Annotated in this window: 16 protein-coding genes; 10 read left to right on the top strand and 6 right to left on the bottom strand. The window is 66.4% G+C overall.

The window, feature by feature from the left end; all coding sequences use genetic code 11:
- Positions 1–104: 104 nt before the first annotated feature.
- From ACZYSP_RS22895 to ACZYSP_RS22915, 5 genes are read left to right on the top strand one after another with little or no spacing between them, the layout of a single operon-like run.
- Positions 105–1,106, top strand: coding sequence for an ABC transporter substrate-binding protein (locus ACZYSP_RS22895; protein ID WP_489016737.1), 1,002 nt, complete (start codon positions 105–107; stop codon positions 1,104–1,106).
- 38 nt (positions 1,107–1,144) lie between these two features.
- Positions 1,145–2,263: an LLM class flavin-dependent oxidoreductase gene (locus ACZYSP_RS22900; protein ID WP_489016739.1), complete on the top strand. Its 1,119-nt coding sequence runs from the start codon at positions 1,145–1,147 to the stop codon at positions 2,261–2,263.
- A gap of 3 nt (positions 2,264–2,266) precedes the next feature.
- The gene (locus tag ACZYSP_RS22905) at positions 2,267–3,091 is read left to right on the top strand and encodes a class II aldolase/adducin family protein (protein ID WP_489016741.1); all 825 of its coding nucleotides are present in this window, start codon (positions 2,267–2,269) and stop codon (positions 3,089–3,091) included.
- Positions 3,092–3,101: 10 nt separating this feature from the next.
- On the top strand, positions 3,102–4,103 hold the full coding sequence (locus tag ACZYSP_RS22910) for an ABC transporter substrate-binding protein (protein WP_258353632.1): 1,002 nt from the start codon (positions 3,102–3,104) through the stop codon (positions 4,101–4,103).
- 20 nt (positions 4,104–4,123) lie between these two features.
- Entirely contained in the window at positions 4,124–5,080 is a 957-nt protein-coding gene (locus ACZYSP_RS22915) for an ABC transporter substrate-binding protein (RefSeq protein ID WP_489016744.1), read from the top strand.
- On the opposite strand, the gene ACZYSP_RS22920 is transcribed toward ACZYSP_RS22915, so the two are convergent.
- Both ACZYSP_RS22920 and ACZYSP_RS22925 read right to left on the bottom strand, forming a co-directional pair.
- Positions 5,077–5,787, bottom strand: coding sequence for a glycine-rich domain-containing protein (locus tag ACZYSP_RS22920; RefSeq protein ID WP_256216958.1), 711 nt, complete (start codon positions 5,785–5,787; stop codon positions 5,077–5,079). The genes ACZYSP_RS22915 and ACZYSP_RS22920 overlap by 4 nt on opposite strands.
- Before the next feature lie 72 nt (positions 5,788–5,859).
- The gene (locus ACZYSP_RS22925; protein ID WP_489016747.1) at positions 5,860–9,180 is read right to left on the bottom strand and encodes a bifunctional diguanylate cyclase/phosphodiesterase; all 3,321 of its coding nucleotides are present in this window, start codon (positions 9,178–9,180) and stop codon (positions 5,860–5,862) included.
- Positions 9,181–9,560: 380 nt separating this feature from the next.
- Here ACZYSP_RS22925 and ACZYSP_RS22930 point away from each other — a divergent pair, with 380 nt between their 5' ends.
- Together ACZYSP_RS22930 and ACZYSP_RS22935 are read left to right on the top strand one after the other, a co-directional pair.
- Complete coding sequence (locus tag ACZYSP_RS22930; RefSeq protein WP_307617655.1) at positions 9,561–10,265, top strand: fumarylacetoacetate hydrolase family protein; 705 nt, start codon at positions 9,561–9,563, stop codon at positions 10,263–10,265.
- 110 nt (positions 10,266–10,375) lie between these two features.
- Positions 10,376–11,293 carry a helix-turn-helix transcriptional regulator gene (locus tag ACZYSP_RS22935; RefSeq protein WP_093179601.1) on the top strand — a complete coding sequence of 306 codons (918 nt, stop codon included), beginning with the start codon at positions 10,376–10,378 and terminating at the stop codon, positions 11,291–11,293.
- Between the two features lie 27 nt (positions 11,294–11,320).
- Here the strand turns inward: ACZYSP_RS22935 and ACZYSP_RS22940 are convergent, their stop codons facing one another.
- Both ACZYSP_RS22940 and pdxR read right to left on the bottom strand, forming a co-directional pair.
- Positions 11,321–12,859: a peroxidase family protein gene (locus ACZYSP_RS22940; protein ID WP_489016750.1), complete on the bottom strand. Its 1,539-nt coding sequence runs from the start codon at positions 12,857–12,859 to the stop codon at positions 11,321–11,323.
- Between the two features lie 170 nt (positions 12,860–13,029).
- On the bottom strand, positions 13,030–14,505 hold the full coding sequence (gene pdxR / locus ACZYSP_RS22945; RefSeq protein ID WP_489016752.1) for a MocR-like pyridoxine biosynthesis transcription factor PdxR: 1,476 nt from the start codon (positions 14,503–14,505) through the stop codon (positions 13,030–13,032).
- 95 nt (positions 14,506–14,600) lie between these two features.
- Here pdxR and ACZYSP_RS22950 point away from each other — a divergent pair, with 95 nt between their 5' ends.
- Positions 14,601–15,314 carry a GNAT family N-acetyltransferase gene (locus ACZYSP_RS22950; RefSeq protein ID WP_489016754.1) on the top strand — a complete coding sequence of 238 codons (714 nt, stop codon included), beginning with the start codon at positions 14,601–14,603 and terminating at the stop codon, positions 15,312–15,314.
- Between the two features lie 10 nt (positions 15,315–15,324).
- On the opposite strand, the gene ACZYSP_RS22955 is transcribed toward ACZYSP_RS22950, so the two are convergent.
- Positions 15,325–16,242: a LysR substrate-binding domain-containing protein gene (locus ACZYSP_RS22955; RefSeq protein WP_093058493.1), complete on the bottom strand. Its 918-nt coding sequence runs from the start codon at positions 16,240–16,242 to the stop codon at positions 15,325–15,327.
- Positions 16,243–16,363: 121 nt separating this feature from the next.
- Between ACZYSP_RS22955 and ACZYSP_RS22960 the strand changes: the two genes are divergently transcribed.
- Entirely contained in the window at positions 16,364–17,920 is a 1,557-nt protein-coding gene (locus tag ACZYSP_RS22960) for a M20/M25/M40 family metallo-hydrolase (protein ID WP_489016757.1), read from the top strand.
- A gap of 17 nt (positions 17,921–17,937) precedes the next feature.
- On the opposite strand, the gene ACZYSP_RS22965 is transcribed toward ACZYSP_RS22960, so the two are convergent.
- Complete coding sequence (locus ACZYSP_RS22965) at positions 17,938–18,780, bottom strand: symmetrical bis(5'-nucleosyl)-tetraphosphatase (protein ID WP_097198542.1); 843 nt, start codon at positions 18,778–18,780, stop codon at positions 17,938–17,940.
- 23 nt (positions 18,781–18,803) lie between these two features.
- Here ACZYSP_RS22965 and ACZYSP_RS22970 point away from each other — a divergent pair, with 23 nt between their 5' ends.
- Positions 18,804–20,117 carry a hemolysin family protein gene (locus tag ACZYSP_RS22970; protein WP_093058490.1) on the top strand — a complete coding sequence of 438 codons (1,314 nt, stop codon included), beginning with the start codon at positions 18,804–18,806 and terminating at the stop codon, positions 20,115–20,117.
- Positions 20,118–20,119: the final 2 nt, after the last annotated feature.

Consider the following 20,119-nt stretch of genomic DNA (forward strand, 5'->3'; position numbering starts at 1 on the left):
CGCACGGTACCGGGCCGACCGGCGCGGGAAAACGACGCATCCCGCATATGCAAACTCGTTTTTCTGCGTTCGCTTCCGTGGGGCGTCTGGTTACGGTTCGGTGCATGAAACCAGACTTTCCTTTGGACAGGCGTCGCCTGCTGCAAGCCGCCGCAGCGTTGGCCGCGACAGGCACAGCAGGCTGGACGCAGGCGGCCACGCCCTCGCGCGACCTGTCCGGCGTCACGCTGCGCGTGGGCACCTACAAGGGCCTCTGGCGCCCGCTGCTCGCCGCCTCTGGCCAGGCGAACACACCCTACAAGATCGACTGGCGCGAGCTCAACAACGGCGTGCTGCACATCGAGGCCATCAACGGCGATGCGCTCGACCTGGGTTCGGGCAGCGAGATTCCGCCGGTGTTCGCGGCGCGACAGAAGTCCAGCGTGAAGCTGGTGGCCGTCACGCATGAAGACCTGAACAACCAGGCCACGCTGGCGCGCAAGGACGCGCCGATCCGCACCATCGCCGACTTCAAGGGCAAGCGCGTGGGCTACGTGCGCGCCACCACCTCGCACTACTACCTGGCCAAGCAGCTGGCCGAAGCGGGCCTGTCGTTCAGCGACATCCAGGCCGTGAGCCTCAGCCCGTCGGACGGCCTCTCGGCCTTCGCGCGCGGCGACCTCGATGCCTGGGCCATCTACGGCTACAACGGCCAGCTGGCGCGCACGCAGTACGGCGCCCGCGTCATCAAGACCGGCGTGGGGTATCTCTCGGGCAATTTTCCGATCTACGCCAACCCGCGCGCGCTCGACGACGCGTTGCGGCGCGCCGCACTGAGCGACCTGCTGCAGCGCCTGCAACGTTCGTTCGCGTGGATCAACGGCAACTTTTTGGCCTATGCCCGCGCGCAGTCGGCCGAAACGCGCGTGCCCGTCGGCGACATCGTCGAGCTCTTCAACGGCCGCAGCGGCGACTACAGCCTCGGCCCCGTCAGCGATGCCGTGGTGCGCAGCCACCAGGACGTGGCCGACACCTTCCTGAAGATCGGCGTGCTCGACGGTCCGGCCGACGTCAAGCCGCTGTGGGACCGCAGCTTCGAGAACGCGCTGCGCCTGCCCGCTGCCTGACATCCACCCCCCATTCATATTCAAACAAGGACAACACCATGAGCCAGCAATACCAAGACGGCGTCGAATTCATCGGCATGATCCAGGGCCAGAAGGTCTCGGAGATCCACGCGGCCAAGGGGCCCTCGCTCGACCGCGACTACGTGCGCGCCTTCGCGCAGGCCCACGAAACGGCCGGCTTCGACCGCGTGCTGGTGCCGCACCACTCGACCAGCCCCGACGCCACGCTCACGGTGGCCTACGCGGCCTCGGTGACGCAGCGCATCCACTTCATGCTCGCGCACCGCCCCGGCTTCGTGGCGCCCACGCTGGCGGCGCGGCAGTTCGCCTCGCTCGACCAGTTCAGCGGCGGCCGGCTCGGCGTGCACTACATCTCGGGCGGCTCCGACGAAGAGCAGCGCCGCGACGGCGACTGGCTCGACCACGACCAGCGCTACGCCCGCACCGACGAATATCTCGAAGTGCTGCACAAGGTATGGACGGCCGAGAAGCCCTTCGACCACGAAGGCGCGCACTACCGCTTCCAGAACGCGTTCTCCGAAGTGAAGCCGCTGCAGACGCGCAACGGCAAGCCGCACGTGCCGGTGTACTTCGGCGGCGCTTCCGAGGCTGCGATTCCGGTCGCCGGCAAGTACGCCGACGTGTACGCGCTGTGGGGCGAATCGCTCGACCAGGCGCGCGAGCTGACCACGCGCGTGCGCGCTGAAGCGGCCAGGCACGGGCGCAGCGTGCGCTTCTCGGTGTCGTTCCGTCCGATCCTGGCGGAGACCGAAGAAGCCGCATGGGCGCGCGCCGAGAACATCCTGGCAGAGACCAAGCGCCTGCGCGTGGTGCAGGGCTACAACCGCGGCGGTCCGCAGCAGAGCGAAGGCGCCAAGCGCCTGCTGGCCGCGGCTGAGAAAGGCTCGCGGCTCGACAAGCGGCTGTGGACCGCGGTCGCGCAGGAAATCGGCGGCCGCTCGAACAGCACCGCGCTGGTCGGCACGCCGGAGCAGGTGGCCGATGCACTGCTCGACTACTACGACCTGGGCGTGACCACTTTCCTGATCCGCGGCTTCGACCCGCTGGAAGACGCTCTGGACTACGGGCGCGAGCTGATTCCGCGTACGCGCGAACTGGTGGCGCAACGTGCGCAGGCACAACGCAAGGCGGCCTGAGTCATGAGCGCTGTTCTCTCCATCGACCGCAACGCCCCCCAGCCGCTGAAGCTCAACCCGAACCCGCAGCAGAAGTACTGGTTCGACCCCATCCCGCCGCGCACCACCGTGCAGGCCGAGCGCCGCCATCGGCAGGAGCGCCTGGCCGGCGCCTTCCGCCTGTTCGCGCGCTTCGGCTTCGCGCAGGGCCTGGCCGGCCACATCACGGCGCGCGACCCTGAGCTGAGCGACCACTTCTGGGTCAACCCGCTGGGCATTCATTTCTCGCGCATCAAGGTATCCGACCTGTTGCTCGTCAACTCGAAGGGCGAGACCGTCATTGGCGACAGGCCGCTCAACAAGGCCGCCTTCGCCATTCACGCTGCCATCCACGAGCACAACCCGAAGATCATTGCCGCCGCCCACACGCATTCGACCTACGGCAAGGCCTGGTCCACGCTGGGCCGCAAGCTCGATACGCTCACGCAAGACAGCTGCGTGTTCCACGAAGACGTGGCGCTGTTCGACGACTTCACCGGCATGGTGGTCGACACCAGCGAGGGCGACCGCATCGCCCACGCGCTGGGCGACAAGAAGGGCGCCATCCTCAAGAACCACGGCATCCTGACCGCAGGCCCCACGGTGGAGGCCGCCGCGTGGTGGTACATCGCGCTCGACAACGCCTGCCACACACAACTGCTGGCCGAAGCCGCCGGCAAACCGCAGCCCATCGACGAGGCCACCGCGCGCCACACGCACAGCCAGATCGGCGGGCCCGAAGGCGCCATCCATTCTTTCGACAGCCTTTATGAAGGTCTGGTCGAAGCCGAGCCCGAGCTGCTGCTGTAACGCGACGACGATGACCCCAACTCTTTCCCGCCGCAGCGTGCTGCGCGCCGGCGGTGCTGCCGCCGTGGTCGCCTCGGGTGGCCTGATCGCCTCGCAGGCCTTCTCGCAACAGGCTCGCAAGCTCACCTTCGCCTGGAACGCCGCAGCCTTCTGCCTCTCGCCCGTGGTGGTGGCGCAGGAGCGCGGCTACTTCGAGCGCAACGGCCTGCAGGTCGACCTCATCAACTACACCGGTTCCACCGACCAGTTGCTGGAGTCGCTGGCCACCGCCAAGGCCGATGCGGCCGTGGGCATGATCCACCGCTGGCTCAAGCCGCTCGAATCGGGCTTCGACGTGAAGATCGTCGGCAGCTCGCACGGTGGTTGCGTGCGGCTGGTGGGCGCGAAGAGCGCGGGCGTTACCAACCTGGCGAGCCTCAAGGGCAAGACCATCGGCGTGTCCGACATCGCGAGCCCGGGCAAGAACTTCTTCTCGATCCTGCTCACGAAGAACGGCATCGACGCCGACAAGGACGTCACCTGGCGCCAGTACCCGGCCGACCTGCTCGACATCGCGGTGAAGAAGGGCGAGATCCAGGCCATTGCCGACGGCGACCCCAACATCTACCTGATCGAGAAGCGCAACCAGGGCGCCTACGTGGAGGTGGCGAGCAACCTCTCGGGCGAATACAAGGACAAGGTCTGCTGCATCGTCGGCGCACGTGGCGAGCTCGTGCGCAAGGACAAGGCCACCGTTGCCTCGCTGGTGCGCGCCATCGCGCAGGCCTCCGACTACGTGGCAGAGAACCCGAACGAGTCGGCCAAGCTCTTCGCCAAGTATTCGCCCAACGTCGCGGTGGAAGACCTGCGCGCCTTGCTCGGCACGCTCACGCACAACCACCATCCGCTGGGCCGCAACCTGCGCGACGAAGTCGAGTTCTATGCGCGCGATTTCCGAGGCGTGGGCGTGCTCAAGAAGAGCACGGACCCGGTGCGCTTCGCCGAGCATGTTTCTTTCGATCCGCTGGCATGAAGCCCGGCATCAACAAATCCATGACCCACAGTTCACGTCGCCAGTTTCTCGTTCAAGGCACCACCGCAGCCGCCGCCATCGCATTGCCCGGCTGGGCCTCCGCACAGGGCCGCCCGGTGCTCAAGGCCGGCGACCAGAAGGGGGGCCTGCGCGCGCTGCTCGAAGCAGCGGGCGGACTCGAAGGCCTGGGCTACGACATCCAGTGGTCGGAGTTCCCGGCCGCTGCGCCGTTGGCCGAGGCTCTCAATGCCGCTGCGGTCGATTCCGGCCCCATCGGCGATGCGCCGCTGATCTTCGCGCTGGCCGCGGGCACGCGCGTGAAAGCCATCGGCGCGAACCGCTCCGACTCCTACGGCACGGCAGTGCTCGTGCGGCCCGATTCACCGCTGAAGACCGCTGCCGACCTCAAGGGGAAAAGCGTCGCGACCAATCGCGGCTCCATCGGCCACTACATCACGCTCAAGGCCATCACTGCGGCCGGCCTCAAGCCCGAAGACGTGAACCTGCGCTTCCTCGCGCCGGCGGATGCCAAGCTCGCGCTCACGCAGGGCTCGGTCGATGCCTGGGCCACGTGGGAGCCCTACACCGCACTGGCCGAGGTCAGCCACCATGCACGCGTGCTGGTCAGTGGGCGAGGGCTGCTGCCGGGCCTGAGCTACCTCGCGGCGACCGACAGCGCCATCGCGGCCAAGCGGCCGGTGCTGCAAGACTTCCTGCAGCGCGTGGTGAAGGCCCAGATCTGGTCATACCGCAACGTCGACGCCTACTCGGCTGCGCTGGCTCGCATCATCGGCATTCCACCCGAAGCGGCGAAGCTGCAGTTCGAACGCCGCCAGCAGAAGTGGGTGCCCATCGACGCGCAGGTCATCGCCGATCAGCAGGGCACCGCAGACTTCTACCGGCAGGTCGGACTCATCAAGCAGCCGCTTGATGTGAAGGGCACTTTCGACACGGGCTTCGGGGTAGTGGCTGGCTAGTGATGCCCGGCTGCAGATGCGCCGGCTTTCACCGAGTGCTCTGCCGCGGAGGCCGTAACGGCCGCGGTGCCCGTTTCGAGCGAACACCATGCTGCCGAAGGTTTACCCGCCTCCAGCGAACACCATGCTGCTGCGGGTTTGCCTGCCTCGAGCGAGCACCACGCTGCTGAAGCCTTGCCCGTCTCGAGCGAACACCATGCTGCCGAAGGGTTGCCGGCCTCCGCCGAACACCACGCTGCTGCAGGCTTGCCCGCCTCAAGCGAGCACCATGCGGCCACATCCTTGGCCGCCGCATGTCGGGGCGCTGGCGCAGGCTCGCCGAATTCCTCGACGGTCAGGCGCTGCATCTCCAGGAAGGCTGCTTGCAGCGCCTGGGCATCTTCCTCGCCGCGCAGGCCGAGGTACGGAAAGTGGTGCAGGAAATAGCCGAAAGTGGTTTCGCAATCGGCTGCGTACTTTCTCGTGTCGAGGATGTGCATGTGCCAGAAGCGGTCGACGTCCTGCTCTGGAGCGAGCGTCAGGTCGGGGTGCTTGGCGTGCAGTATCAGGTAGCGCTTGTAGGCCACCTCCATCTGATCCGCGTAGGCTGCCGACCAGCCGTAGCCGTCCTCCTTGCGGCAGGCCTTGAACTTGATCGGTGTGAGGTCGAGCGCATTGATCGCGGTGATCGTCTGCTCCAGTGTCTTGCCTTGAGTGGAATGAACCATGAATGCTCCTGTTGAGTTGCTGGAAGGTCCGAGCGAACGTGCCCGGTGAAGATTGCTCCGAAGGTTCGGCCGTCAGACCACTACCGATGGGGCAAATTGGTTGCGCAGGTGATGCGCCATGAAATCGCGCGCCTCGTCGGCGGGTACGGGCTTGCACAGCCAATAGCCCTGGGCCTCGTCGCATCCGTGGCTGCGCAGGTAGTCGAGCTGGGCTGTGGTCTCGATGCCCTCGGCCACCACCTTCATCCGCAGCCCGTGGGCCAGGGTGATGATTCCGTCGATGAGCGCTCGTGCGTCGGGGTCTTGCGAAAGGTCGTTGATAAAGGAGCGGTCGATCTTGACCGTCGACAGCGGGAAGTGCTTCAAGTAAGAGAGCGAGGAATAGCCCGTTCCGAAATCGTCGATGGCGAGCCTGACGCCCATGTCCCGAATCGTCCGGAGCAATTTCGCCGCATGCTCGGGGTTCGCCATCACCGCGCCTTCGGTGATTTCCAGCTCCAGCAGCGACGGCTCCAGGCCCGAGGTTTCCAGGACGGCCCGTATGTCGGCGATGAGCGTGCGGCTTTCGAATTGGCGCGGCGACAGATTGACGCTCACCAGCACCGCGGGCAAACCGTATTTCTGCCACGAACGCGAATCGGCGCAGGCCCTCTCCAGCGCCCACTTGCCCATGGACACAATCAAGCCGATCTCTTCGGCGATCGGAATGAACTGCATCGGCGGAATCATGCCTAGAACCGGATGGTGCCAGCGCATCAGCGCCTCGACGCCGACGATGCGCTGGGTCTGCAGATCCATCTTCGGCTGGTAATACATTTCCAGCTCGCCACGTTCCAGGGCATGGCGCAGCGCGCTTTCCAGCATCAGCTGCTCGGTACTCTGCGCATTCATCTTCGCTGCGTAGAACCGGTAGGTGTTGCGGCCTTTTTCCTTGGCGCGGTACATCGCCGTGTCGGCATTTTTCAGGAGCGCTTCGGCATCGGCGCCGTTCTCCGGATAGATGCTCACGCCGACGCTTGCGCTGACGTGCAGTTCGCGCCCCTCGATCACGAAAGGCTCGGCGCAGCAGGCCAGCACCTTTTCGGCGAGCACCTCGGCATCTTTCGGGCCGGACAGGTTCTCCAGCACCAGCACGAACTCATCGCCGCCAAAACGCGCCACGACATCGGTATCGCGCAGCAGCGCCGTGAAGCGCTCGCCGCAGATCTTGATCATCTCGTCGCCCACACCGTGGCCCAGCGTGTCGTTGATGTGCTTGAAGCGATCCAGGTCGACGAACATCACCGCGAACTGTCTCTGATGGCGGTTGCTGCGCCTGATGGCACGGGCAAGCTCGTGCTGCAGCGCGGCGCGATTGAGCAACCCGGTCAGTTCGTCGTGGCTGGCAATGAAGCGAAGGCTCCGCTCGGCCCGCTTGCGTTGCTTGTACTGGGCGATCTGCAAGGCGATCACACGCAGCGACTCCAGCGTCTCTGCGTCGGCAACGTACGGATCGGAGCCAAAGAGTTCCAGTGCAGTGGTCGCATCGGAGGCGACCATCGGCACGATGAGGCCGACGGTCAGCCCGGCCTGGCGGGCCATCGTATCGCGCGTGAAATGGCTCGGAGCCGCCAGCGTGTCGATTCGCACGACACCGCCGATCCCCCAGGCGCGGCCCAGCGAACCTTCGCTGGGCCGATAGGTGAGCGACCGGCTGGCGCTGACGAATCGCTGCACCGCCGGGTCGTTGTCGGCATGCCAGGCCGCGGCACAGCGAGCCAGGCCGTCGTCGCCAACGCTCCACAACGCGCCGCAGTCCCAGCGCAGGTCGGTGCATACCGCCTCCAGCGCCAGCGCGATCACCGTCTCGGTCCTGCCGTCACCGGCAAGCAGCCGGGCGATCTTGTATTCGAGCTTCTGGCGCAACGCATCCTTGCGCGGCTGCGTGGCGTCGCGCACGGTGCCGCGCACCAATCTCTTGCCTTCATCTTCGGCCGATTGCGCGATGACGTGGAGCCAGCGTTCGGTGCCATCGGGCAGGCACAGACGATGCTCGAATTCGCTGCGTTCCGTGGACCGGGATGCCATTGCGATGCGCTGTTCGACCGCGAAACGCTCTGCGGGCGGAATGCGCAAGAGCAGCGTGGGCAGGTCCGGCGGCAAGGGGCCCGCCTCGAAGCCCAGGATGCGCCGGGCTTCTTCGGAGCATTGCAGGGCTCCGGTCTCGGGATCGAGGATCCAGCTGCCCAGGCTTGCCAGGTGCTGGGCCTCCTCCAGCTGCCGTTCGCTCCTGCGCAGGTGGCTGGTCATCCGGTTCGCCAGGACCTGGGCCCGGCTGCGTGCGGTGGTCAACGAAAAGACGATGCCGGCAAGCAGCATGCTGGTGGCCAGGCCGCCAAGGACGATGAGCCACGGGATGGTCTTGTCGAGCGGGCCGAAGACCTGGTTTTCGTCCTGGCCGACTTCCACCAGCCAGGAGTGCCCGCCCAACTCGAAGCCGAGCACGCGCTCGAGGCTGTGCGCCGGTGCGGCAGCGGGTTTCGCCAGGGACGCGCTGTCGAACAGCAATTGCCGCTCGCCGAATGGGGTTGGCGTTACAAACCTGGTCTCCACGCGCGTCCCGATCGCCCCCTTACCCGGCCCGGCATCGATCAGGCGCAACCGGAACGTCCTCGCGGCATCGGTACCGACCACGTCGCTCAGCATCCCTGCGATGCTGAAGCCCGCGCCAACCGAACCGATGTAGGCACTGCGCCGCTGCTCGAGCGTATCGAGCGGTTGTCTCGGGCGATAGACCGGCAGCCGCATCGCCAATCCAATGTCGGACTCGCGACCCGGGAGGCGGACCTTGCGGCCGGACATGACGAGCCCGCCGGTGTCGCGCCCCTGCTCGAGCGCGTTTCCTCTGTCGGGCATCGCGCCCAGATCATTGCCGAGCAGCTTCTCGTTGCCGCCCTGCGGTTCGACGTAGATCAGCGGGTAGTACGTGTCCCGCCCACCGGGCGGCTTGATGGCGAAGCCGGAGGCAACGCCGGCGTCGAGGCCGGCATCACCGCGGACTCGTTCCTCGAAGGCCTGCTTGTCGTTGGCCGCGACGCGGGGCGCATAGTTGACAGCCTGGAAACCGGGGTAGGCGCTCGCCAGGTTCAGCCCCGCGACGTAGTCCCTGAAGTCGCTCCGCGTCACGGCATCGGAGGTGTTGAATCGCGCACGCAGGCCGATCAGGACGGCGATGTAGTCGTCGAAGCGGGCCTCGACCTTGCGCGCCAGATCGAAGGCTGCTGCGTCGAAGCGCGTCTGGGCACTACGCCCGATCTCCTGGTGGGCGGAGACACCGAGGGCGATCGACAGCGCCGTGCCGGCCACGAAAATTACCAGCGGCAAGCGAATCCTGACCCAGACGGACACTGACATCGGATTTGATCCTGTCGTTGGTACAGGCCGGTTAGCTCTGTGTGCAGTGGTGCGGCACGGCAGAGAACGCAGCAGGTTGCTTCGTTGCCGCAATATATATGGCTGGCGAGAGGGCGTCACGCAATTCGTTACAACAATAACAGCACATGCATGGGCGGCTCATTCCGAGTTTGAATGCTTAAGTTTCAACTCTGGCAAGGCGGAACCTGGCATTCGGATCAACCTGCCGATTCGGGGAACGGCGGTTGATCGCCCGGCGTAGCGACGGCGCTCCTGTGCACGCGCCCCGAAAAGAGACGTCAAAACGAAAACGTAGCCAAGTCCAAGACTCGCGTAGATGCGTCCCCCGTAAGCGGGGCACCGCTGGCTAGAGTTGTTACATGATTTCTGCCACCGACACCCTCTACGCCATCGCACCCGCGCCCGTTCACTCGCTGCCCATCCAGGGCGAACGCGCACGCTTCCCGGTCAACCGCATCTTCTGCGTGGGCCGCAACTATTCAGAACACGCCCGCGAGATGGGCCACAACCCCGATCGCGAGCCGCCGTTCTTCTTCATGAAGCCGGCCAGCGCCATCGTGGCCGACGGCGGGGAGTTCGCGTACCCGACGCTCTCGAACGATGTGCACCACGAGATCGAACTGGTGGTCGCGCTCAAGACCGGCGGATCGAACATCGCCGCCGCCGATGCGCTCAGCCACGTGTACGGCTATGCCGTCGGCCTCGACATGACCCGCCGCGACCTGCAGGGCGAGGCCAAGAAGATGGGCCGCCCCTGGGACACCGGCAAGGCCTTCGACGGCTCAGCACCCTGCAGCGAGCTGGTGCCCGTGACCAAGGCCGGCCATCCGGCGGTCGGCGAGATCCGCCTCGAAGTGAATGGCGCGCAACGCCAGGTCGGCGACCTCGCCGACATGATCTGGAACGTGCCCGACACCATCGCCTACCTGTCGACTCTGTTCACGCTGCAGCCTGGCGACCTGATCTTCACGGGCACACCGGCCGGCGTGGCGGCCGTGCAGCGCGGCGACCGCATGCGTGGCACGGTGGCGGGCGTGGGCGCGCTGGAAGTCGTGGTCGTCTGAGCCTGAGGACGGTCCGCGCATCGGGCATCGGACCTGCCGGGCCTGGCCGCCTCGCACGCCGCAAGTTGGCGTACCCTCGCGGGCAGACGCCTGCCGCCACGCCTGTTCCGATGCGCCCCTCTCCCTCCACGTCCGTCCGCACCTACGGCATGCACGAGCGTGCCGACCACCTCGACTTCGACATCCGCTTTCAGGGTGCGCGCAACGAGCTCACGCTGCCGCACCGGCATGCGTACTTCCAGATCCAGATCGGCATCGAGGGCAGCTCGCAGCAGGCCATCGGCGGCGAGGTGCGCCCCTTCGGGCCGCGTCACCTGAGTTTCGTGCTGCCGTACCGGGTGCACGTGATTCCGCATCCGCCCGAGGCGCTGTACTGCATCGTCAACTTCGACCAGCGCTTTTTGTGGCCCGAACTCGAGGTCGACGCGCTCGACCTCGACGACGTGTCGCTCGCGCGCTACCCCGACCTCGCTCCCTTCCTGTTCCAGGAGTACGTCGACTTCGCCTTCGACGATGCCGACTTCGCCCGCATCCGCGGCTGGCTCGACGAGCTGCATGCACTGAACGCGGGCCGCAACTTCGGCGCCAAGATCGCGATGCGTGGCATCGTGCAGCAGATCATCGGGCTGGCCTGCATGCGGCAGGAGCAGGCGCTGATGCGCCTTTCGCTCCAGCACAACGGCAAGACCTCGCAGCGAGACGCGTTGCAGCGCGTGGTGCGCTACGTGCGCGACAACCTCGACAAGCCGCTGTCGCTGACCGATGCAGCGGCCGCTGCATTCCTCTCGCCCAACTACCTCGCCAACCTGCTGCGCAAGGAAACCGACCGCACCTTCACCGACCTCGTGACCGAGCGGCGTATCGAGCGGGCGAAGGAGCTGTTGTCGTCCACCTCGCTGCTGGTGCGGGAGATTGCGCACCAGTGCGGTTTTACCGACGAGGCGTATTTCAACCGGCGCTTTCGGCAGTGGGTGGGTAGCACGCCGCGCAACTTCCGGCGCGACCACGTGGTGAATACGCGAGGTTGATTTCCCTCGGATCAAGTCCTCGACTGATCAGGCCTGGGTCACGCCGTCGATGGGACTTACGTCGCCTACGAGCTGCAGGAGGTCCACCATCGTAAAAGTCCCAGGCGTGCGCGAGGGAAGAGTCGGCGTCCAGTCCGGGCCTTTCTTCCAAAGGTAGGACTCATGATCGCCGTGGACCAATCCGATGAAGACTTCCGCCACGATACGCGCGCCCACAGGCCCCAATCGCTCGCCGCCCTCTCTGACCGACGCTTCCTTGAGGATGTAGTACCACAAGGGCGTCTGCTCATGCAGTCCCTGCGCCTTGGCCACCGCGCCGTCCGTGCCGGACGAGATCTCGGCGCTTGTCAAAGGGTTGGGCACTTCCATTGACTGCGCAACCGATTGGCCTGAAGGCAGTCCGAGCATCACGCCCCGCTTCAGGTTCAGGAACGGCAGGCTGGCACCGCCAGGCAGCGTATGCAGCGTCTTGACGACGAAAGGATCGATGCGCCGCGCATGATTGAGCGTGACCCCTGGTGGGTTGTTGCCGAAATCGTAGAAGCGCCGCCAGTCGATGATCCAGTTGCTGGCGAGCTTGCTTATCGGAGTCGGAGCGGTGAGCGGATTGGGCGCCAGGTCACCCACGATGCCACCTGAGAGGCCGGAGAACGCGAAGAGAAGTCCCAGCGAGGCGGGTGCGAGCCCGCCCGGGGTGAAGACTCTGTTATGGCTGTAGACCTCCCGAACCATGCTGTGTCCGAGCCGGTAGGCCGCACCGGAGAACTCCACGGGCATGTAGGGCGTCTTCTTGAACCGGTAGAACTGGCGGCCCTCGTTGAGAACGCGAGCCACGATGCCGTCTTCGGTGAGCCGTTCCACGAAGTCGTGCAGCACGAGCCATTGATAGTGCCAAGTCACCTCGCGCCGGGCTTGAAAGAAGAGCTCGGCGGGCGTGGGAGCCGTTGGCGAAGCCATCAGCAGGTCCACCACCTTGTTGTGGAACTTCATGAAGGCCAGATGAGTTTGTGCGACCAGCAGGTTCTCGTCATTGCGATGGTCGCCGATCAAGGCCTGGCCCTCGGGGCTTCTCGGAAGGTCGTTGGGAAACACGCCAGGTATGTCGGCCGCATTCTGTTGAAAGCCCAGGGTGGTCTTGCCGATCAGCAGCTTCGCGCTCGGCGCATTGTTGGGGCCGCGGGCGTAGAGGTGCGGGCTGCCGTCCGGACCTCGCCCATAGATCGAGTCCAGGTCCAGCGCCGGCGTCCTGAAGTTCTCGACCCCGGTCGGGTCCTCCAGCTTGTCGCCGATGGAGGTCAGATCCAGCGTGATGTCGTGGTCGACGAACTGGCCCAGATAGGTGAACCCCGCCGGCACTCGTGCGTTGTCTGCACTGCTGTTGTCGTCCAGCATTGCAGCGGCGAGCGCCTTCAACTTGTCGTCGGAAACAGAAAGAGGCGCCAGGTGAGGGAACATCCGGCCAAACATGCCCGGATCGCCATGTCCCGAGAGCGCATCCAGCGATCCTTTGGTGGGATGGCGGCCGGCCCGGCCGTGCTTGGGATTGACACCGATTTCTTCGGACATGAGGGTTTCCTTGCTTCGTATGTGAGGCTTCGAGCAACATGTTCAAAGCGGACTTGCATCCTACGAAGCGGCCGAAGAATTCATATACGCTGCACGCGGTAGGCCGGTTGCGCTAGCGAAGCTTTGCGACGAAGAGCTCACTGAATAGCCAGACTCTTTCTCCGGCCGTTCTAAATTTCTACCGCACGCGCCAATTGCGACAACCTCTTCACCAGTGGTTCGAAGAGCTCGGCCGGTGTATTGCCGTAGCCCAGTACCAGCCCGTTGTCCAAGGGCATGGGCTGCAGCGCAAAGCCCGACAGCGGCGTGGGCGCAATGCGATGGCGCAGCGCCTCGGTTGCGATGCGGCGGTCGTCGTAGCGCTCGGGCAACCGCACCGTGAGGTGCAGGCCGCAGTAGCCGCCTTCGATTTCATGCGGCACCTTGAAATGCTTGTTCAGCGCGAGCCGCAGCGCCTGCTGTCGGTCGCGGTACAGCCGGCGCATGCGGCCCAGGTGCCGGCTGAATTGGCCGCTCTCGATGAAGTCGGCCATGGCCAGCTGCTCGTGGCGGTGCCCACCGCGCAGCATCTCTTCCAGCGGCGCCTGCACGGCGGACATTAACTGGGCAGGCAGCACAAGAAAGCCCAGCCGCAGCGAGGGAAACATCGTCTTGCTGAAGGTGCCGACGTAGAGCACGGGCGCGTCGTCCACCAGCCCCTGCATCGCACCGATGGGCTCGCCCGTGTGGCGAAATTCGCTGTCGTAGTCGTCCTCGATGATCCACGCGCCATGCAGGCGGGCCTGCGCGATCAGGTCGAGGCGGCGCGCGATGCTCAGCACGGAACCCACCGGGTACTGGTGCGAGGGCGTGGTGTAGATCAGCCGGGGCGGATGTTTCTGCCAGTCGCGTTCGCTCACGCACAGGCCTTCGGCATCGACCCGCACGGGCACGATGCGCATGTCGCCCGCATGCATGGCAGCCTTCACGCCGCGGTAGCCCGGGTCTTCGACCCAGCCGATGTCGCCTGGGTTGGACAGCAGCCGCACGCACAGCGAGATGGCTTCCTGTGCGCCTTCGGCAATGACGACCTGGTGCGGCTCACAGCGTACGCCGCGTGCCACCGACAGATGCCGCGCGATGGCCGCGCGCAGCGGCGGCTCGCCCAGCGGGTCGCCGTAGCCCAGCGCGGCAGAGCCGGCACCGCGAATCGCCCGGTCAAGCGCGCGCCGCCATGCGGCCGACGGAAAGTGCGATAGCGCGGGCACGCCGGGGCGCAGTGCCATGTCTGTCTCGGCGCGCGACACGCTGGGCTTGATGTTCGCGAGGCGCAGCGCGGTGGTGGGCGTGCCGGCTGGCTTGCCTGCGCGCTTCGGCGGAAGGGCGGGCGACGAGAGTTCGGTCACGCGGGTTCCCTGCCGGTCGGGCCGCACATAGCCCTCGGCCGCCAGATGCTCGTAGGTTGCGGTGACGGTGTTGCGCGAGATGGCGAGCGCCTCGGCGAGTGCACGCGAACCCGGCAGGCGGCTGCCCGGCGCAAGGCTGCCGTCTAGGATGGCGCGCTTGAGCCGGTCGTGCAGCTGGCGCTGCATCGAACCAGCGTCGCGCTCCTTCACGAGGGGAGATTCGAGCAGGGCGGTGGGGGAAGGGAGTGGGCGTGGCACCATCGAATAAGGTATTCGTGGCACTTTCATTGGAGCCACGATGCGGGTACTTTACGTCCTCCGACCTTGCCGCTCCAGCTTTTCAGAAAGACACCCGCATGCCAGTCCGCCACAACGAATTCGGCCAGTCCATCGGCCCCGGCCTGCCCGAATGGACTCCGCGTTCCCTGCCGCCGCGCCGCTCCCTCGAGGGCCGTTTCTGCACCCTCGAGCCGCTCGATGCAGCAAAGCACACCGACGACCTGTACGCCGCCTACGCGCAGGCCCCGGACGGCCGCGACTGGACCTACCTGGGCATCGAGCGACCCGCTGACATCGACATCACCCGGGCCTACGCCGAGCGCATCGCGAAGAGCACCGACCCGATGCACTTCGCCGTCATCGACAGGCAAAGCGGCCGCGCCATTGGCTCGTTGGCGTTGATGCGCATCGACCCCGCCAATGGAGTCATCGAAGTCGGCACCGTCAATTTCTCGCCGCTGCTCAAGCACACGCCGATGTCCACCGAGGCGCAATACCTGCTGATGAAGCTCGTCTTCGACGAACTCGGCTACCGCCGCCACGAATGGAAGTGCGACAACTTCAACGAACCTTCGAAGCGTGCGGCCCTGCGGCTGGGCTTCCAGTACGAAGGGCTCTTTCGCCAGGCCGTGATCTACAAGGGACGCGGCCGCGACACGGCGTGGTTCTCGATCATCGACAGCGAATGGCCGGCGTTGCGCACCGCCTTCGAGCGTTGGCTCTCGCCCGAGAACTTCGACGCGCAAGGCAAGCAGCGCATGTCGCTCGACAAGTTCCGCCTGCCTTCCTGAGCCTGCATCGTCACTGCGTACCGGGCGCAGGCAGCGCCTTGCACAGGAAGTCGAGAAAGGCACGCACCACCTCGGGCAGCGTGCGCCCGGCCAAGGTCTGCAGCTCGACCGAGCGCGCCCGCATGCCGCGCTCGCGAATCTCCGCGGCATGCAACTCGCCGCGCCGCACGCGTTCGCGCACCGTGATCTCCCCGGCAATCGCAAGGCCGCCGCCGTGCAGCACGAAGCTGGCGAGCGCCTCGAAACGGTTGCTCACCAGCGCGGGCTCGAACACCACTGCGCGGTTGCTGCAGGCCACGTCGAACAGCTGGCGCACGGTGGTGTCCGGCCCTGACAGCCCGATGGGAAACGGCAGCATCTGCGCCAGCGTCACGCTGCGCTGCTTCGCCAACGGATGGTCGGGCCGCATCAGTGCGAACACTGAGGCCGCCTGGCGATGCGACACCCGAACGCCCTGTACCGCGGCGCGGCTGTAGGTGAGGCCGATGTCGGCATCGCCGAGCAGCACGGCTTCGGTCACGTCGGCGGGGTCGCAGGCCTCCAGCTCGAACTGGATGCCGGGGTGCAGCGCGCGGAACGCGACGATGGCCTGCGGCAGGAACTCGTTCGCGAAGCCCGACGAGCAGGCGATGCGTACATGCCCGCGCTGCAGGCCTTGCAGTCCCTGGATGTCGGACACAACGCGCTCGGCTTCCAGCGCACCGCGTCGCGCGTGCGCCGCCAGCAGCTCCCCGGCTGCGCTGGGCGCCATGCCGCGCGGGCGGCGCTCGAACAGCGGCACGCCCAGCAACTCCTCGAGCATGGCCACCTGCCGGCTGATGGCCGATGCACTGACGTTGAGGCGCGTGGCCGCTTCGGTCAGCGAGCCGCCGCGGACCACCTCGAGAAAGTAGCGAAGCGAGGTTTCCTGCAGGCGATGGGAGGACATGGCGGCGGACGCGGGTTGGCTGCGTTGCAAAAAAAGCAAAGATATCCCGAAAAATCGGCAATTGTTCAAAAGCACGCGTTTGCCTAGACTGCCTCGCAACTGTCACAAAGCGGATCCCGCCATGCCCTTACAGCGCAGAACCTCGCGCAGCCCGCTCGCGCTGCTCCCACTGGCCTTGCTCGCAGGCGCCTGCATGACCTCCATGGCCGCAGCCGCAGAACTTTCCCCGGCCGATGCCGAGCGCCATGCGCAGGCCACCTATCGCGAGTACTTCGAGCTTCTGTCCTTGCCCAACGATGCGATCTCGCCGGAGGACATCCGCAAGAACGTCGAATGGCTGGAGCAGGCCTTCCGCAAGCGCGGCTTCACCACGCGGCAGTTGCCCAACGACGGCAAGCCGATGCTCTATGCCGAGTACCCGGGCAGCGACCCCGCGCGCAAGACGGTGCTGTTCTACATGCACCTCGATGGCCAGCCCGTCATTCCCGCGCAATGGGCGCAAAAGAGCCCGTGGACGCCCGTGCTCAAGCGCAAGGCGGCCAACGGCGGATGGGAAGAGATCGATTCGGCGCCGCTCTTCAGCGGACCGCTCGACCCCGAGTGGCGCGTGTTCGGCCGCGCGTCGGCCGACGACAAGGGGCCGATCATGATGATGCTCGCGGCCATCGACGCCCTGAAGGCCGGCGGCGGGCAGCCGGCGGTCAACGTCAAGGTGATCCTCGACAGCGAGGAGGAAAAAGGCTCGCCGTCGATCAGCAAGGTGATGCAGGCGCACCGCGACCTGCTGCGCTGCGACGCGATCGTGATCCACGACGGCCCCATGCACGCCACTAACCGGCCCACGCTGGTGTTCGGCAACCGCGGCGCGGCCAGAGCCCAGCTCACGGTGTACGGTGCCAAGGTGCCGCTGCACAGCGGGCACTATGGCAACTACGCGCCCAATCCGGCGCAGCGGCTGGCCAGCCTGCTGGCCTCGATGAAGAACGATCAGGGCCGCGTGACGGTGGCCGGCTACTACGACCACGTGAAGATCGGCGAGGCCGACCGCAAGATCATGGCCGCCGTGCCCGACGACGAGGCCGCACTCAAGCGTCGCCTGGGTATTGCCCAGACCGACAAGGTCGGCGCCAACTACCAGGAGGCGATGCAGTACCCCTCGCTGAACGTGCGCGGCATGGCCGCGGCAGCGGTGGGCGACAAGGTGGCCAATATCGTGCCCGACAAGGCCGTGGCCGAGATGGACCTTCGCACCACGCCCGACTCCGATCCGGCCTACCTCGGCCAGCTTATCCAGAAACACATCGAGCGCCAGGGCTACCACCTGGTCAAGGGCGAACCGACCGACGAGGAGCGCAGCCGCTACGACAAGCTCGCGAGCTTCTCCTACCAGAGCGAGGGCGGCGAAGCAGCGGGCTCGCAGATCGACTCGCCCGTGGGGCAGTGGGCCTACAGGGCGCTGAGCGACACCTTCGGCGCCAAGCCCGAGCCGGTGCGCATCCGGATGATGGGCGGCACGGTTCCCACCGCCGAGATCGTGCGTGTGCTGCCGGTGCCCTTCGCGATCATTCCGCTGGTGAACGCCGACAACAACCAGCATGCAGCCAACGAGAACCTGCGCATGGGCAACTACGTGAGTGGCGTGCGCACCGTGTACGGGCTGATGACGCAGGCGTTCTGAGGTCCTTCAGCCGAGCTTCAGCCCGGCTTCTGCGCCTGCTCGCACTCGACCTGGATCAGCTCGCGCTCGTCCAGCGTCGCGCCGATGCGCACCGCACTCAGGCAGCCGCCCCACACACAGCCCGTGTCGGTCGAGAGCAGGTCGGGCCGCGAGAGCCAGCCCAGCGTCGACCAGTGGCCGAAGGCGACGGTGGCGTTGGCCGTCTTGCGCCCGGGCACGTCGAACCAGGGCATGAAGCCTTCGGGCGCGGTGGCCGCGCTGTCCTTGGCTTCGAACTCCATCACGCCGTCGGTCGTGCAGAAACGCAGCCGCGTCAGTGCATTGACGATGGCGCGCAGCCGGGCGCTGCCCGTGAGCGTGTAGCTCCACTGCGCCGGCTCGTTGCCGTACATCGACATCAGGAACTCGCCGAGCGCAGGCCCACGCAGCACCGATTCGACCTCTGACGCCAGCACCAGCGTGTCGCCCACCGTCCACTGCGGCAGCACGCCGGCGTGCACCATCAGCAGATCGCCGTTGCCGATGCGCATGTGCAGCGCCATGTGCTGCTGGCGCACCCATTCGAGCAGCGCCTCGATGTCGGGCGCGGCCAGCAGCTCGGCCAGGGTGTCTTTGCGGCCGGCCTTGCGCGCGCCGTGCGCCACGCCCAGCAGGTGCAGGTCGTGGTTGCCCAGCAGGCTCAGCGCCGAGGCGCCGTAGCCCTGCACACGGCGCAACACCGCGAGCGAATCGGGGCCCCGGTTCACCAGGTCGCCCAGCAGCACGATGGTGTCGCGGCTGGGGGAGAAATCGATCTTTTGCAGCAGCCGCCCGAGGGGGGCGTCGCAGCCCTGCAGGTCGCCAATCAAGTAAAGTGACATTCCCTCATTCTCTCCCTCAGTTCATGGATGTCTTCCTCCTGGCCTTGTTGACCACGCTCAACGCGTTGTTCGCAATGTCCGAAATGGCCCTTTCCACCAGCCGGCGCGCACGTCTCGCGGCATTGGCCGAAACGGGAGACACCGGCGCGGTGGCCGCGCTGAAGCTGATGGAGTCGCCCACGCAGTTCCTCTCGACGGTGCAGATCGGCATCACCTCCATCGGCATGCTCAGCGGTATCGTCGGCGAGGCCGCCTTTGCAGAGCCGCTCTCGGTGTGGATGGAAAGCGTCGGCATGGGCCGTGGCACCGCCAGCATCGCGTCTACCGCGGTGGTGGTTACCTGCATCACCTTCTTCACCATCATCTTCGGCGAGCTGGTGCCCAAGCGCATCGGGCAGCTCTATCCCGAGCCCGTGGCGCGCTGGGTGTCTCGCCCCATGCGCGGACTGGCCAAGGCCGCCAAGCCCTTCGTGTGGATGCTGGCGGGTGCCACCGCCACCATGCTGAAGGTGCTGCGCATCGACGCCAACGCGGCCCGCTCCGTCACCGAAGAAGAGATTTCGGCCAGCCTCGAAGAAGGCGTGGACGCCGGCGTCATCGAGCAGCATGAGCACCAGATGGTGCGCAATGTGTTTCACCTCGACGACAGGCGCCTGTCGTCGCTGATGATCCCGCGTGCCGACATCGAATGGCTCGACGCCTCCTTCAGCGTGCAGCAGGCGCTGCAGAAGGTGGCCGAGGCGGGCGCGCTCAATCTCGTGCATTCCTGGTACCCCGTGTGCCGCAACTCGCTCGACGACGTGGTCGGCGTGATCAGCGTGGCGCACCTGCTGCGCCTGGGCGCCGCACACCCCGGCGTGCTCGGCCAGGAGGCCACGCCCGCCGTGTTCGTGCCCGAGACCCTCACCGGCATGGAGCTGCTGGAACAGTTCCGCGCCCGCGCCGGCCGTCTCGTGTTCGTGGTCGACGAATACGGCGTGGTGCAGGGCCTCATGACTCCGCGCGACCTGCTCGAAGCCATCACCGGCGAGCTGCAGCCCGGCATGCAGACCGACGCCTGGGCGCGCGAGCGGCCCGACGGCGTGTGGGAGCTCGATGGCCTCATGCCCGTGTCGGAGTTGCGCGCGCGCCTGGGCATCCGCGAGCTGCCTGACGAAGAGCGCAACCGGTACAACACCGTGGCAGGCCTGCTGATGGCTGTGTCCGGCCACTTGCCCGAGGTGGGCGAGCACATCGATTGCGCCGGCTGGTGCTTCGAGATCGTCGCGCTGGAAGGCCGCCGCATCGATCGCGTGCTGGCATCGCCCGACCCGGCGGCGCCCCCCAAGGAAGACTGAGG

The sequence above is a fragment of the Variovorax sp. F042 genome (assembly GCF_057814215.1).